General features: G+C 74.5%; 11 protein-coding genes. 10 read left to right on the forward strand and 1 reads right to left on the reverse strand.

Features of this window, described 5'->3' with window-relative positions; translation table 11 throughout:
• Positions 1-3: 3 nt before the first annotated feature.
• Positions 4-1,056: a LacI family DNA-binding transcriptional regulator gene (locus ACFQ80_RS09770; RefSeq protein ID WP_430549095.1), complete on the reverse strand. Its 1,053-nt coding sequence runs from the start codon at positions 1,054-1,056 to the stop codon at positions 4-6.
• Between the two features lie 201 nt (positions 1,057-1,257).
• Between ACFQ80_RS09770 and ACFQ80_RS09775 the strand changes: the two genes are divergently transcribed.
• The 10 genes from ACFQ80_RS09775 (at position 1,258) to ACFQ80_RS09820 (ending at position 15,409) form a co-directional block, all read left to right on the forward strand.
• Entirely contained in the window at positions 1,258-2,541 is a 1,284-nt protein-coding gene (locus tag ACFQ80_RS09775; protein WP_430549094.1) for an ABC transporter substrate-binding protein, read from the forward strand.
• 60 nt (positions 2,542-2,601) lie between these two features.
• Entirely contained in the window at positions 2,602-3,552 is a 951-nt protein-coding gene (locus ACFQ80_RS09780) for a carbohydrate ABC transporter permease (RefSeq protein ID WP_430549093.1), read from the forward strand.
• Entirely contained in the window at positions 3,539-4,468 is a 930-nt protein-coding gene (locus tag ACFQ80_RS09785; protein ID WP_430549092.1) for a carbohydrate ABC transporter permease, read from the forward strand. Before ACFQ80_RS09780 ends, ACFQ80_RS09785 begins: the two co-directional genes overlap by 14 nt.
• A 53-nt stretch (positions 4,469-4,521) precedes the next feature.
• Positions 4,522-5,274: an SDR family NAD(P)-dependent oxidoreductase gene (locus ACFQ80_RS09790; protein WP_430563507.1), complete on the forward strand. Its 753-nt coding sequence runs from the start codon at positions 4,522-4,524 to the stop codon at positions 5,272-5,274.
• A complete protein-coding gene (locus ACFQ80_RS09795; protein ID WP_430563508.1) occupies positions 5,271-7,220 on the forward strand; it encodes a heparinase II/III family protein in 1,950 nt (649 codons plus the stop codon). Before ACFQ80_RS09790 ends, ACFQ80_RS09795 begins: the two co-directional genes overlap by 4 nt.
• Complete coding sequence (locus tag ACFQ80_RS09800) at positions 7,213-9,354, forward strand: DUF4962 domain-containing protein (RefSeq protein ID WP_430563509.1); 2,142 nt, start codon at positions 7,213-7,215, stop codon at positions 9,352-9,354. The genes ACFQ80_RS09795 and ACFQ80_RS09800 overlap by 8 nt, the downstream gene beginning before the upstream one ends.
• Positions 9,351-9,977 carry a DUF624 domain-containing protein gene (locus tag ACFQ80_RS09805; protein WP_430549088.1) on the forward strand — a complete coding sequence of 209 codons (627 nt, stop codon included), beginning with the start codon at positions 9,351-9,353 and terminating at the stop codon, positions 9,975-9,977. The genes ACFQ80_RS09800 and ACFQ80_RS09805 overlap by 4 nt, the downstream gene beginning before the upstream one ends.
• Positions 9,974-11,305: a GDSL-type esterase/lipase family protein gene (locus tag ACFQ80_RS09810; RefSeq protein WP_430563510.1), complete on the forward strand. Its 1,332-nt coding sequence runs from the start codon at positions 9,974-9,976 to the stop codon at positions 11,303-11,305. The genes ACFQ80_RS09805 and ACFQ80_RS09810 overlap by 4 nt, the downstream gene beginning before the upstream one ends.
• A gap of 113 nt (positions 11,306-11,418) precedes the next feature.
• Positions 11,419-13,881, forward strand: a complete 2,463-nt coding sequence (locus ACFQ80_RS09815; RefSeq protein ID WP_430563511.1) for a polysaccharide lyase 8 family protein — start codon at positions 11,419-11,421, stop codon at positions 13,879-13,881.
• A 25-nt stretch (positions 13,882-13,906) separates the two neighbouring features.
• A complete protein-coding gene (locus ACFQ80_RS09820) occupies positions 13,907-15,409 on the forward strand; it encodes a polysaccharide lyase 6 family protein (RefSeq protein ID WP_430563512.1) in 1,503 nt (500 codons plus the stop codon).
• Positions 15,410-15,417 lie beyond the last annotated feature (8 nt).

Consider the following 15,417-nt stretch of genomic DNA (forward strand, 5'->3'; position numbering starts at 1 on the left):
GCGTCAGGCGACGGGCGCGGCCGTCGAGTCGCGCACCACGAGCTCCGGCCGGAACAGCAGCGAGGAGCCCTGCGACGCCGCCCCCTCGTCGGAGCCGTGCAGGGCCCGGAACGCGGCGGCCGCCATCTCCTTCATCGGCTGGCGCACGGTGGTGAGGCGCGGGGAGTAGAGCTCCGCGAGCACGATGTCGTCGAACCCGGCCACGGACACCTCCCGCCCCACCTCCATGCCGGCGTCGCGCACGGCCCGGCAGACGCCGATGGCGGTCATGTCGTTGACGGCGAAGATCGCGGTGGGCGGGTTCGGCCCGGCGAGCAGCTCGGTGGCGGCGACGCGGCCGAGCTCGGCGGCCTCGACGTCGCCGAACGTGCCGTCGGCGGCGATGCTTCCCGGCCAGGTGACGACGTCGGGCCGCGCGATGCCGGCCCGCTCGAGCGCGCGCAGGAAGCCCTCGAACCGCTCGGTGCGGTTGACGGAACGGATCGCGCCGGAGACGAACGCGATCCGCCGGTGGCCGAGGGACACCAGGTGCTCGCCCATCAGCTCCGCGCCGATGGTGTTGTCGACGCTGACGTTCACGAGGCCGACCGGATCGTCGGCCTGCGCGGTGCGGTCGAACGCGACGAGCCGCAGGCCGTCGTCGAGCAGGCTCGAGACGTGCTCCAGGGAGGGGAGCGAGGAGCAGAGCACGATGCCGCGGATGCCGTCGGAGACCAGCTCGTCGACGTACTGGCGCTCGCGGGCGGGGTCGCGCTCGGAGTTGCACAGCAGCACGTGGTAGCCCTCGGTGAGGGCGGCGGCCTCGAGGTACCGGGCGAGCGCGCCCCAGTACGGGTTGCCCACGGACGGCACGACGAGGCCGATCACCTGCGGCTTGCCCGTGCGCAGCTGGCGCGCGGCGCGGTTGGGGCGGTAGCCGAGCTCCTTGATGGTGCTCTCCACGCGCTCGCGGGTCTCGGGCAGCATGCGGCCGGTGCGCCCGTTGAGCAGGTTCGAGACGGTGCTCGTGGACACGCCTGCCGCACGCGCGACGTCCAGGATCGTGATGCCAGCCATGTGCTCGTGCGGCCTCCTCGGTTCCGGGCTCTGCCCACCTCGCCAGTGCATCGATGGACTGTCTGGCGCCGATCATAGGGCATCAAAGGACCGCTTGACGGAGGTGAAGTCCCACTCTATGGTCAGTGCATCGTTACACCGGGAGCCGCCGTCGGCTCCCCCTCGCCTTCGTGAGATCAACGCCGATCGAAAGGGCTTGTCATGGAATTCAGCCGTCGCAGCTTCCTCACGGCCATGGGCCTCGGGACCGCGGCCGCCGTGGCGGGCTGCGCCACGACGAGCCCCAGCGGCTCGTCCGCCGCCGACCCCACCGGCCCGGTGGAGGGCGACATCACCTTCCTGTGCGCGCTCTTCGAGGGCGCCACGGGCAAGGAGACGCTCGAGGGCAAGCTGATCAAGCAGTTCAACGAGAAGTACCCGGACGTCAACGTCACCGTCGACTACACCGACTACGGCTCGCTGAACGAGAAGATCACCACGGGCCTGGCGAGCGGCCTGATGCCCGACGTCGTCACGCTCGGCGTCGGCTGGATCCCGCCGTTCGCCTTCAAGAACGCGATCGCGCCGCTGCCCGAGTCGCTCGCCACGCGCTACACGTACGAGGAGCGGGTGCTGGAGCCGTCGCGGTTCGACGGCAAGCTCTACGCCCTCCCGATGGTGCTCGACACGCGCATCGTGGCGTACCGCAAGGACTTCTTCGAGGAGGCCGGCCTCACGGGCACCCCGAAGAACTGGGACGAGCTGCGCGACTACGCGAAGCAGCTCACCGTCAAGGACGGCAACAAGGTCACGCGCGTCGGCTTCGACCCGTTCTCCATCGACCTGCGCCAGTGCTGGGAGACGTTCCTGTTCGGCAACTCGGGCGAGCTCTTCTCCCCGGACGGCCGCGAGGTGCTCTTCGACAGCCCCGAGGGCGTCGCGTCGCTGCAGCTCTTCCTCGACATGATGGCGGACGGCTCGGCCGACTTCGCCCTCACCACCGAGGCGGGCCAGCCGACCACCCTCCAGCAGGGCACCTCGGCGATCATGATGACGAACAACTCGCTGTACGTGCAGCTCCAGCAGCAGTCGCCCGAGCTGGTCGACAAGATCGGCACGTTCGTGCTGGGCAACACGAACCCCGCGATGCTGCAGGGCGGCACGATGGTGTCGCAGTCGGCCACCTCGAAGTACCCCGCTGCCGCGCGCGCCTTCGTCGAGTACATGGGCTCGCCCGACGCCGTCCTGGTCGCGAGCGAGCAGCGCGGCTCGGTCCCCGCGATCTCGGACCTCAAGGACAGCGACTACGTCAAGGGCAACCCGATGGTCGAGTTCGCCATCAACAACCTCGACAAGGCGCGGTCCGAGGGCGGCACCCCGGCCTGGATGGAGATCCGGGAGAAGATCAAGCCCACCCTCGAGACGGCGATCGTCGGGCAGCAGTCCGCCCAGGCGGCCATCGACCAGCTCACCGGCATCGCGAACGACGCGATCGCCCGGCTGTGACCCGGTCCGTCCCATGACCTGGCATGACCCGACACACCGATCGATGAAGAGGGGGTCGTCGTGGCCGTCGTCTCCGCGCCGCGCGACGTGAGCGCACCACCCGTCGTCCCGCCCCGCTCGCCCGCGCCCCGGCGCCGGCGGGCGGGGGCGGCCCGCCGCCGCGCCGGCATGCTCATGGTCGCGCCGGCGTTCCTGCACGCGCTGGTCTGGATCGGCATCCCGGTGATCGCGGCGTTCGTGCTGTCGTTCACCAACTACGACGTGCTCACGCAGCCGCGCTTCAACGGGATCCAGAACTACGTGGACGCGCTGACCGACCCGGTGTTCCGCCGGGGCATGGTCAACACGCTGGTCTACGCGTTCTTCACCGTCCCGGTGGCGATGGGCATCGCGCTCCTCATCGCGCTGATGCTCGACACGCAGCTGCGCGCCCGGGCGCTGTTCCGCACCGCGGTGTTCATCCCGCAGGTGACGGCGACCATCGCCGTCGCGCTGGTGTGGCTGTGGATCTACGACCCGCGCAACGGGCTGCTCAACGCCGTGCTCGGCTTCTTCGGGATCCCGGCGCAGAACTGGCTGTCGTCGACCACGTGGGCGATGCCGTCCGTGATCGTCGTCGGCATCTGGCAGGGCATCGGCCTGAAGATGCTCATCTACCTGGCGGCGCTGCAGTCCCTGCCGAAGGACGTCTACGAGGCGGCGTCGGTGGACGGGGCGTCGAAGACCCGGCAGTTCTTCAGCATCACGCTGCCGCTGCTCAAGCCCGCCACGTTCTTCGTCTTCGTCACCTCGGTCATCTCCGCCTTCCAGGCGTTCGACCTCATCTACATCCTCACGGACGGCGGGCCGGCGAACACGACCACGATGATGACGTACGAGATCTACAAGTCGGCGTTCCGGGAGTTCCGCGTCGGCTACGCGTGCGCCCAGTCGATCATCCTGTTCGTCTTCCTGCTGCTCCTGACCCTCGCGAACCGACGGCTCAACGGAGGCGACAGTGGCCGGCATTGATCTCGCGGCGACCTCGCCGCGCACGACGCTCGACGTCGTCGGGCGCTCCCCGGCGTCGCGCCGCCGGCTCTCGCGGGCCGCCCTCTACGTGGCGCTGGGCGTCATCGCCGTCGTCATGGTGGTGCCGTTCGTGTGGATGGTGCTGACGTCCCTCAAGACGCCGGCGGACATCGCGGCGAGCCCGCCCACGTTCCTGCCCACCGAGTGGGCGTGGGGCAACTACGCGGACGCGCTGGCCGCGGCGCCGTTCCTCACCTACGCGCGCAACAGCCTGATCATCGCCGTGAGCCACACGACCATCAACCTGCTGGTCGCGTCGATGGCGGGCTACGCGCTGGCCCGGCTGCGCTTCCGCGGCTCGGAGCTGGTGTTCCTCGGGTTCGTCGCGGCGCTGATGATCCCCACCTACACGAAGATCATCCCCGAGTTCCTCATCGTGCGGTTCATGCCGCTGTTCGGGGGCAACGACATCCTCGGGCAGGGCGGCACCGGCTGGCTCGACACCTGGTGGGCGCTCATCGTCCCGGGCGCCGTGACGCCGTTCGCCGTCTTCCTGTTCCGGCAGTTCTACCTGGACCTGCCGGTGGAGCTGGAGGAGGCCGCCCGCCTCGACGGCGTGAGCGAGCTCGGCATCTGGGCGCGGATCATGACGCCGCTGGTCAAGCCGGCGTTCATCACCGTGGCGCTGCTGACGTTCGAGAGCTCCTGGAACAACTTCCTGTGGCCGCTGCTCGTGACGCGCACCGACTCGATGCGCGTGATCCAGGTGGGCCTGTCGGTGTTCCGCACCGAGAACGACACCCAGTGGGCGTTCCTCATGGCCGGCACCACGCTGGCCACGCTGCCGATGGTGGCGCTCTTCCTGCTGGGGCAGAAGTACTTCGTCCGCGGCTTCGCGAACGCGGGCATCAAGTGACGGGCGGCGAGCGGTCGCCCGTGGGACAGAGAGGCAAGCGAATGGCGATGGACATGACGGACGCGAAGGTGCTCGTCACGGGCGCGGGGCACGGGATCGGGCGCGGGGTCGCGCTCGGGCTGGCCGCCGCGGGGGCGGACGTCGTGGTGCACTACGGCAGCTCGGCCGACGCGGCCGCGCGGACCGTGGCGGACATCGAGGCGCTGGGACGCAAGGCGGTCGCCCTGCAGGCCGACGTCACCTCCACGCAGGACGTGGACCGGCTCGTCGCCGACGCCGTCGCCTTCCTCGGCGGGCTCGACGTCGTGGTCTGCAACGCTGGGCACCTCGTGGGCCGCGTGCCCGTGGCCGAGATGAGCGACGACCACTACGAGTCCGTGGTCGACGTCAACCTCGGCGCGACCTTCCGCACGACGCGGGCCGCGATCCCGCACCTGCTGGAGTCGGAGCGGCCGCGCATCGTGGCGATGTCGTCGCTCGCCGCGCACAACGGCGGCGGGCCGGGGTCGGTCGTCTACGCGGCGGCGAAGGCGGCCGTGCGCGGCTTCGTCAAGGGCCTCGCCAAGGAGCTCGGGCCGCAGGGCGTCACCGTCAACGCCGTGGCCCCGGGGTACATCGCCGACACGGCGTTCCACGGCAGGTTCAGCACCGACGAGGCGCAGCAGAAGATGGTCGCGGGCACGCCGATCGGGCGTGCCGGCACCGTGGAGGACGTCGCGGCGGCGGTGCAGTACCTGGCCTCGCGCGAGGCGTCGTACATCACCGGCACCACCCTCGACATCGACGGGGGGACCTGGCCGCGATGACCTCCCTCGCCCCCGTCACCTCGGACCCCGCCTCGGACGACGTCGACGTCGCGGCCGGCCTCCCCCGCGAGCGCGGCGGCTGGTGGCACGACCTCGTCTGCCCGGCGCACGGCGCGGAGCTCTCCCACGCGGGGATCCCCGGGCCGGTGCCGCCCGCGGGCGGTGTGCGCTGCCCGCACGGCTGCGTCGTCGACACGGAGCTGGTGCGCGGCGCCTGGCTGGTGCTCAGCCACCAGGCGTGGGCACGGCGGGCCCGGGTGCTCGCGCACCGGGCGGCCCGCACGGGGGACGAGGGGACGCGGGCGCAGGCGGTGGCGCTGCTCGTGGCCTACGCCGACGTCTACGCCGAGGTGGCGGGCGGGGGCGAGCACGAGCGCGCGCAGGACTGGATGCTGCGGGGGCGGCTGTTCCACCAGGCGCTCACCGACGCCATCTGGGCCGTGTCGGTCGGGCACGCGGTGTGGTCGCTCGCGGAGGCGGACCCGGACCGGGCGGGCGACCTGGCCCCCGTGCTGGGGATGCTCGACGCGACGGCCGAGGCGGCCCGCGCCGCCCGCGGCCGCCTGGTGGCCGACGGGAGGTTCACCTCCAACTACACGGCCTGGCTCAACGCCGCCGGCCGGGTGTGCAGCCGGGCCGCCGCGCTGGTGCGCGGGGACCGGGAGGCGCCCGCCGTCGCCGACGACGAGTGGCTCGCCGGGGAGCACGGGCAGCTCGCCCACGCGCTCGCGGCCAGCACCCGCGGCGGCTGGGAGTGGGAGGCCAGCACGTACTACCACGGCTTCGTGGTGCGGGCCTACCTGCTGTCCCTGCGCGGCACCGACCCGGCGGCGCTGCCCGCCGAGGCCCGCGACCGGCTGGTCGCGATGGTCGACGTGCTCGCCGGCCTCGCGACCGACGGTGGCGTGCTGCCGTCCGTGCACGACGGCCCGTACTCCCGACCCGCCCTCGCGCTGGAGTGGACGGAGCTGGCCGCGCTGGCGGACGGCTTCGTCGCCGACGCCGGGCTGGCCGCCGTCGCCGCGCACGCCCGCACGGAGGCCGCCGCCGGGGACGGCGACGACGAGCCCACGGACGGCCTCGAGGACGAGCTGCGCCGGACGACGTGGTTCGCCGGGCCGCCGCTGGCCGTGGCGCGCGCGCCGCGCCCGGCCGTGACCGTGGACGAGGAGGTGGGGATCGCCGTCCTGCGCGGGGCGGGGATCCACGCCGTGCTCGACCACGGCCCGCACGGCGCGGGGCACGGCCACCACGACAAGCTCGCGCTCGCCCTGTTCGGGCGCACCGCGCCGTGGCATCCCGACCCGGGCCAGGTGCCGTACGGGCACCCGGCCTGGCGGGCGCACTACGCGTCGGCGGCCGCGCACCCGGTGGTCCGGGTCGACGACGCCGACCCCGCGGAGGCGACCGGCCGCCTGCTGGCCCGCGCCGAGCGGTCGCTGACCGTGGAGGTCCGCGGCGACGCCACGGCCTGGTACGACGGCGCCCGCGCCGTGCGGCACGTCGTCCTCGGCGACGGCTACCTGCTCGACGTCGCGCACGCCCGCGCCGACCGCCCCCGGCGGCTCACGCTCGGGCTGCGGCCAGACGTGCCGCTCGGCGTGCGCGTCGACGGCGACGTGGTGCGCACCGCCTGGCGCGGCGCCGAGGCGCTCGACGGCGTGCACGTCGCCCGCGCGGGCGGACCGGGCGGGACGGTGCCCGTGCGCGCCGTCGTCGCCCCCGGACCCGGCCCGGCGGACGACCCGCAGCGCGAGCGGTCGCACGTCGACTGGGCCGCCGAGGCCGCGAGGTCGGCGACGTGGGTCTCGGTGTACCAGGCGGAGGACGACGCTCGGGGCGCCGAGGTGACGGGCGTCGAGCTCGACGCGACCGAGGTGCGCGTGCACCGCGCCGACGGCGCCGTCGACGTCCACCCGCTGCCGACGGAGACGACGGATGACTGAGACGATCGCCCCCGCCCGGATGCTGCTGCTCGACGAGGCCCGGCTGGCCGACCTGCGGTCCCGGCTGGACGGCGACCTCGCGCCGCAGTGGCGCCGGCTGGCGGAGCAGTGCGACCTGTACCGCCGCACGGCGCCCCCGACGGAGCACCCGCTGGCGAGCATCACGTACCTGGGGCCGGCGGCCGCGAACCTCGCGCTCGCGTACCGGCTCACGGGCCAGCGGCACTACCTCGAGGAGGCGTGGCGCTGGATCTCGGCGGCCGTGTCCTTCGACCACTGGGGCCGCGCGCACCTGCCCGACCACGACCTCGACGCGGGGTGGATCCTGCACGGGCTGTCGCTGGCCTACTCCTGGCTGGGTGACGACCTCGAGCCGCTGCGGCGCGAGGCGCTGCGCGCCAAGCTCGAGCTCCAGGGGCAGCGGCTGTTCGACTTCGCCGTCGCGAGCGAGGGCGGCTGGTGGTCCAGCTCGTTCTGGCAGAACCACCACTGGATCTGCCACACCGGGCTCGCGACCGTCGGCTACGCGCTCGGCGTCCGGGCCTGGACGGAGCGCGCCAAGGCGGCGATGTCGACCGTCGTCGACGTGCTGCCGGCGGACGGCTCCGACATGGAGGGCGTCGTCTACTGGCGCTACGGCGTGCCGTGGCTCGCGACCTACCTCGACCTGCTCCAGGACGCCGAGGGCGTGGACTGGTGGGACCGGTGCCGGTTCCTGGCGCGCACCTTCTTCTACCGGCTGCACCAGGCCGCGCCCGGCTACGAGGAGATCGTCGACCACGGCGACTGCCACGACCGGCGCAGCGGGCACAGCGTGGCCCTGTACCGGATCCTGGCCGCGCGGTACGGGATCGGCGAGGCGCAGTGGCTGGCCGACACGGTGGCGGACCGGTTCTTCTGGCGCGAGGCGTACGAGAGCGGCGTGAGGCCCGGCGTGCTGCCCGAGGCCTGGGCCGAGCTGCTCTGGTACGACGCCTCCGTGGCGCCGGTCGACCCTGCCACGTCCGTCCCCGCGCAGGCGGCGTTCGAGGACCTCGGGCTGCTGGTGCACCGCACGTCGTGGGACGACGACGCCACGCTCGTGTCGTTCAAGTCGTCGCCCGGCGGCGGGCACACCGCCTGGGACACGTCGCGCCGGATCGACGCCGAGCGCGGCTGGGACACCCTCAGCGCCGGGCACCACCACCCCGACGCCGGGTCGTTCGTGCTCGCGTCGCGCGGCGCGTGGCTGCTGGTCGACGAGGGCTACTCCAACCAGAAGCGCGCCGGGCACCACAACCTCGTGCTCGTCGACGGGCACGGCTTCGCGGGCGAGGGGCGGTACCACGTCTACGCCGACGCCCCGCCGGACCGCACCGCCGACATGGTGGACGTGCTCGCCGAGGGCGGCTTCCTGCACGGCCGCGCCCGCACCGGGCGGATGTACCCGGCCGAGCTGGGCGTCGAGTCGCTGGAGCGCACGCTGGTCGTCATGCCGTCCGGGCGCACCGTCGTCGTCGACCGCGGGCACGCCGCCGAGGAGCGCGGGTGGACCGTGCTGCTGCACGCCGACCACCCGAGCGAGCCCGTCGACCTCGGCGTGCCGCACGACGGCATCGGCGACGGGGAGGACGGCGGCCTCGCTCGTGAGGGGGCCGTGCGGCGGGTGCTGCGGAACGGCCGCGCCGGCGCGTGGCTCACCACCCACGCCGCGGGCGGCGCGCACGCCGAGCAGGTCGTCACCGACGTGGCGGCCAACCCGACGTCGAGCACACCGTCGCTGGTCGTGACGCGGCGGCTGCACACGCTGCGCGTCACGCCGCCCGCGTCGCGCGACCTGCTCGCCGTCACGACGATCGAGCCGTTCGACGCCTTCCGCCCGACGCCGTCCACCGCCCGCCTCCTCCCCCCGCTCGCCGCGGAGGTCGGGGTGGAGCTGGGCGGGGGCGAGCGGGTGCACCTCGCCGGGCCGGACGGCGCGATCGAGGCCGACGGCGTGACGGCGCTGGCGCGCGCGGTGCTGGTCGCGGGCGACCGGGTCGCCGTGGTCGGGGCACGGCGCGTCGAGCTCGACGGCCGGGTGCTCCTCGACCGCACCGGGCTCGACGGCGACGCCGAGGTCACCGCCGTCCTCCCGCTCGCGGGGCAGCGGTGACGGCCGCTCCGGCGCCCGCGCGGCAGGACCGCTCGCGCCGGTGGTCGCAGACGTTCCTGGGCTGGCTGGAGTGGCTGGCGCACCCGGTGGCGGCAGGCGCGGCGTTCGCGATCCTCTGCCTCGGGGTCGTCACGTGGCTCCCGGCGCTCGCCGCCGTCGGACACACCCTCCGCGCCTGGCGCACCGAGGGCGACGGCCGGTCGTTCACGGGCGTCTTCCGGGCGTTCGGCGTCTACTGGCGGCCGCTGCTCGGGCACGCGGTGGCGTCGACGGCGGCGCTCGCGCTGCTGGTGGTCGACGTCGTGTTCCTCGTCGGGCGCTCCGGCCCGGCCGCCGTCGTCCTCGTGATGCTGGCGCTCGGCCTGCTCGTGGCGTCCGTGCCGTACCACCTGGCGCTCGCGGTGGTCGCGGCGGCCCGCCCGGAGGGCAGCGTCCGCACCTGGGTGCCCGGCGCGCTGTGGTTCGCGTTCGCCTCGGTGCCGCGCGGCACCGCCCTGCTGGGCGCCGCCGTCGCGACGCCCGTGTTCTCGCTCGTGGTCCCCGCGGGCCCCCTGCTGCTGTGCGCGAGCGTCCCCGTCCTGGTGGGGCTCGTGATCCTCGACCAGACGGAGGACGACGCATGACCGGCACCACCGCCCAGGCCGTTCCTCGCCCCGGCGCCGTCGCCCGGCGCTCGCTGCTCGCCGGCGCGCTCGCCACCACCGGCGCGCTGCTCCTCGCGCCGCGCGCCACGGCGCTCGACGGCGTCGCCGCGCTCGCGGACACCGCCGCGGCCCGGTCGCGCACGACGACGTGGGTGCCGTCGTGGACCACCGCGCACACCCGCCCCACGGCGACCGACCCGCTCGTGCTGGGCGGCGTCACCGACCGCACCGTGCGGCACGTGCTGCGGCTCAGCGCCGGCACCCGCCGGACGGGTGCGCTGCGCGTGCGCCTCGCCGGCACCTTCTCCACGGCGCCGGTGCGGGTCGGGGCGGTGACCGTCGCGCGTCGTGCGGTGGGCCTCACGGGCCCGGGCGCCGCCGTCGACCCGGCCACCGTCACCACGCTCACCTTCGGCGGAGAGCCCGGCGCGCTGCTCGCCGCGGGCGCGACGCTCGTCAGCGACGCGGTGCGGATCGCCGTCCCGGACGGCGGCGACCTGGTCGTCAGCGTGCACCTGCCCGGCCCCACCGGCCCGCTCAGCTTTCACCGCAACACGCACGCGACGGGGTACGTCGGCCGGGGCGACCTCACCGGCGACCCGGGCCCGGGCTACGACGGCGCGGAGACGACGCGGTCGGCCGTGCTGCTGGTCGGCGTGGACGTCGAGCGGCCCGGCGTGCCCGGCGTCGCCGTGCTGGGCGACTCGATCACCGAGGGCGTGGGCACGCCCGACGACGCCGACGAGCGCTTCACCGACCACCTCGCCCGGCGTCTCGCGGAGCGCGGCGGCCCGGTGGGCGTCGCGAACCTCGGCATCAGCGGCAACCGCGTGCTGCTCGACGACGAGCGGTTCGGCCCGAGCGGGCAGGCCCGCCTGGACCGCGACGCCCTGGCCCTGCCCGGGGTCGACACGCTGCTCGTGGTGCTCGGCGTCAACGACCTGCAGCAGCCGCCCAGCCAGACCGACCCCGCGGTGCTGCTCGCCGGGTACCGCCAGCTCGTGCTGCGCGCCCGCGACCGGGGGCTGCGCGTGGTCGGCACGACCATCACGCCGTTCGGCGGCTGGCAGCGCTGGACCCCGGCGCTCGAGGACGAGCGCCGGGTCGTCAACGCGGCCCTCCTCGCCGAGGCGGGCCGCGGCGGAGACGCCTTCGACGCTGTCGCCGACCTGGCCTCCGTGCTCGCCGACCCGGCCGACGCGGCGCGCCTCGCGCCCGCCTTCGACAGCGGCGACGGGCTGCACCCCACCTCCGCGGGTGCCGCGGCGATGGCCGCCGCCGTCACCCGCCGCGCCCTCCTGGGCTGACGCCCGACCTGACGCCCGACCTGATGCCCGACCCTCCCCGCACACCACCCACCCGCACCGCCGTTCCACCCACCTGCTCGACGACGAGAGGGACCGTGATGGAGAACGACACCGTGACCACGCCTGCCCACCGGGCGCCCGCACCCAGCCGCCGGTCGGTGCTGCGCGGCTTCGGCGCCCTCGCCGGGGCCGCCGCGCTGGCCCCCGCGCTGCCCCTGCCCGCCCGCGCCGTGCCCGCCTCGACCGCCACGGAGCTCGTCGAGCGCTGGGCGGCGCTGCAGACCGGCGGCCCGGGCCTCGACCTGGCGGACGCGCACGTCAAGGCCGCCGTACGCCGCGTCGACCGGGCGGCCACGACCGTCCTCGCGACGCTCGACCGCTCCGCCGGCCGCGCGTCCCTGTGGCCCGACCTGGCGGACTGGACGAGGTCCAACACCGTCACCACGACGTTCAAGCGGCTGCGATCGATCGCGGTCGCGTGGGCGACGCCGGGGACGTCGGTCGCGGGCGACGCCGCCGTGGCGGACGCCGTCGCCGACGGCATCTCCTGGATGCACGACCACGTCTACGGGCCCGGCATCCCGCGCTTCGACAACGACTGGGACTGGGAGATCGGCTCGGCGTCGGCGCTCGCCGACGCGCTGGTCGTGCTGCGCGGCCACCTGGGCGACGCGCTGGCCCGCAGCACCGCCGCCATCGACCACTACACGCCCGACCCGAACCTGTGGCGCGCGGACCGGCAGATCGCCACGGGCGCCAACCGGGTGTGGATCGCGACCGTCGTCGCCGTCCGGGCGAGCCTCGACGGCGACCAGGCCGCGCTGGGCCGCGTGCGCGACGCGCTCAGCGACGTCGAGGGCGGCGGCGCCAACAGCGTGCTGGCGTTCGTCGACGGCGGCACCGCCGAGGGCGAGGGCACGGGGGAGGGCTTCTTCCGCGACGGCTCGTTCCTCCAGCACTGGAAGCATCCGTACAACGGCGGCTACGGCAAGGAGCTGCTGGGCACGCTGTCGTCGCTGCTGCACCTGCTCGGTGACTCGCCCTGGCAGGTCACCGACCCGGCGCTGGACAACGTCTACGCGTGGGTCACCGACGCCTTCGACCCGCTGATGGTGCGCGGCGACATGGTCGCGTCGGTGTGCGGGCGCGAGATCGCGCGGCCCAGCAAGCAGGGGCACGCGGCCACGCAGACCGTCGTCGAGGGCACGCTGCGGCTCATCCCCTCCGCGCCCGAGGCGCAGGCCGCGACCCTCACGTCGCTGGTGGCGCAGTGGATCGCCGAGGACACCTACCGCGACTTCCTCGCCGCCACGACGCCCGCGTCCGTCGTCGCCGCGAACGCGCTGCTCGCGGCGTCGCCGACGCCGCGCGGCGCGCTGGTGGCGCACCGGCAGTACCCCGCGATGGACAAGGCGGTGCACCACCGGCCGGGCTTCGCGCTGAGCGTCAGCGCGTACTCGGCCCGCGTGTACAACTACGAGTCCATCCAGAACGAGAACCTGCACGGCTGGCACCTGTCCGACGGCATGGTGCTGCTGTACACCGACGACCTCGGCCACTACAGCGAGGACTACTGGCCCACCGTCGACCCCTACCGCCTGCCCGGCACCACCGTCGACACGGCGCGCCTCGCGAACAGCGCGAACTTCCGGGAGACGAACGAGGCCACCTGGGTGGGCGGGGCCGCCGTGCCGGGCGCCACGGTCGGCGCGTACGGGCAGGACCTGCGCGCCCGCGGCTCCGACCTGCGGGCCCTCAAGAGCTGGTTCCTCATCGACGACGTCGTGGTCTGCGTCGGCTCCGGCATCACGGCGCCCGCGGCGGGCGGCGTCGAGACGGTCGTCGAGAACCGCAAGGTCCGCGACGGGGCCGCGCTGGTGATCGACGGCGCGGCCCAGCCGATCGGGAACGGGTGGTCGGTGGCGCTCGACGACGTGCGCTGGTGCCACCTGTCCGGCACGGCGGGCTACGTGTTCCCCGGCGGCGCCCGGCTGCACGCCCTGCGCGAGGACCGCACGCACACCTGGCGCGAGATCAACATCAAGTACGGCACGGACACCCCGGTGACCCGCCCGTACGTCACGGCGTGGCTCGACCACGGCGCCGCGCCCGCGGACGCCTCGTACGCCTACGTCATGCTCCCCGCGGCCGACGCCGACGGCACCCGCGCGTTCGCGGAGGCCTGCGGCACCGCCCCAGGGCTGCGGATCATCGGGCAGGACGCCGACGTGCACGCGGTCGCCCTCGGCGGCACGATCGCGGCCAACTTCTGGGCGCCCGCGTCGGTGCCGGTCGGCGCGGGAGTGCCGGGGGAGGGCGGGTCGCTGCACGCCGACGGCCCCGCCTCCGTCGTCGTGCACGAGACGGGCGGCACCGAGTGGACCCGGCCCACGACCGTCGCGCTGAGCGACCCCACCCAGACCCGCGACCAGGTCGTCGTCGACCTCAACCGCGGCGGGCTGCGGTGCGTGTCCGCCGACCCCGGCGTGACCGTCACCCGGCGCGGCGCGGGCTGGCGCCTCGTCGCCGCCACCGCCGGCCTGGCCGGCGCCACCGTCACCGCCTCGTTCGTCTGACCGTCCCGAGACTCCTGGAGGAACCATGAAGAAGCACCTCGCGCTGCCTCTCGCCCTCGCGCTCGGGCTCTCCCTCGGCTGCGCGGCGCCCGCGCTCGCCGAGACCCCGGCCCCCGCCGTCGGCGCGGGCTCCTCGCCCGCAGCCGCGGACGACGCCGACCCCGCGCCGCTGCGCACCGTCCGCGTGGGCACCAGCGCCGAGCTGGCGGCCGCGTTCAAGGCGGCCCTGCCCGGCGACCGCATCGTGCTGGCCGACGGCGAGTACACGATGGTCAAGCTGGCCGACAAGGCGGGCACCGCCGACGCGCCGGTCGTCGTCGAGGCCGCCACCCTCGGCGGCGCGGTCGTCACGGGCGGCCAGCTGGAGGTCGCGCGGTCGAGCCACGTCGTGGTGCGCGGGCTGACCTTCCGGAACGCCACCACGCTGAAGATCACGGCGTCCACCCACGTGCGGTTCACGCGCAACGACGTCGCGCTGACGTTCGAGCCGCCGGCCGACCCGACGTCGTCGCGGCACTGGCTGCAGATCTCGGGGGAGGGCAGCGGCTACCACCGCATCGACCACAACTCCTTCCACGACAAGACGCTGATGGGCAACTACGTCACCGTGTACGGCGGGGCCACGCAGATCTCCCAGCACGACCGCATCGACCACAACTGGTTCGGGGACAGCCCCGCGCAGCCGGTCAACGGCGGCGAGGCGATCCGGCTCGGCGTCTCCGCGCTGTCGGACTCCAGCTCGTTCGCCGTCGTCGAGCACAACCTGTTCGAGAACACCGACTCCGACCCGGAGATCGTCTCGATCAAGAGCGACGACAACACCGTGCGGTTCAACACGGTGCGCCGGTCGGCGGGCGCGTTCGTCGCCCGGCGCGGCGACCGCAACGTCATCCAGGGCAACGTCTTCCTCGGCGAGGGCAAGCCCGGCACCGGCGGTGTGCGGCTGTACGGCGACGACCAGCTCGTGTTCGGCAACTACTTCGAGGGCCTCCGCGGGTCCGGGTACACGGCCGCCCTCCAGGTCGACGGCGGCGACGTGGACGGCTCCGGCTCGACGTCGGCGCACTGGCGGGTGCGCCGCGCGACCGTCGTCCACAACACCTTCGTGGACAACGCCGCGACCATCGAGGTCGGCGCCAACTACCTCTACCCGCCGGTGGACTCCCTCGTGGCCGACAACCTCGTCGTCGGTTCGGCCGGCCCGCTCTTCGTGGAGCACAAGCAGCCCGCGGGGATCACGTACTCCGGGAACCTCGCGTACCCGACCGGTGCCGCGACCGTCGGGCTCGACGTCGGGCCGCGCGAGGTCCGCGTCGCCGACCCTCGGCTCGTCCGCGCCGACGGGCTGTGGCGGCTGCGCCCCGGCCCGGCCACGAACGCCGCGGTCGGCTCGTACCCGTTCCTCGTCGACGACATGGACGGGCAGCCCCGCGACCGGCGGCCCGACGTCGGCGCCGACGAGGTGTCCGACGCGCCCGTGACCCGGACGCCCCTCGAGCGGTCCGACGTCGGCCCCGCCGCCCCCTGACGGCGGAA

The sequence above is a fragment of the Isoptericola sp. NPDC056578 genome (genome assembly GCF_042793275.1).
Lineage (GTDB): Bacteria > Actinomycetota > Actinomycetes > Actinomycetales > Cellulomonadaceae > Isoptericola.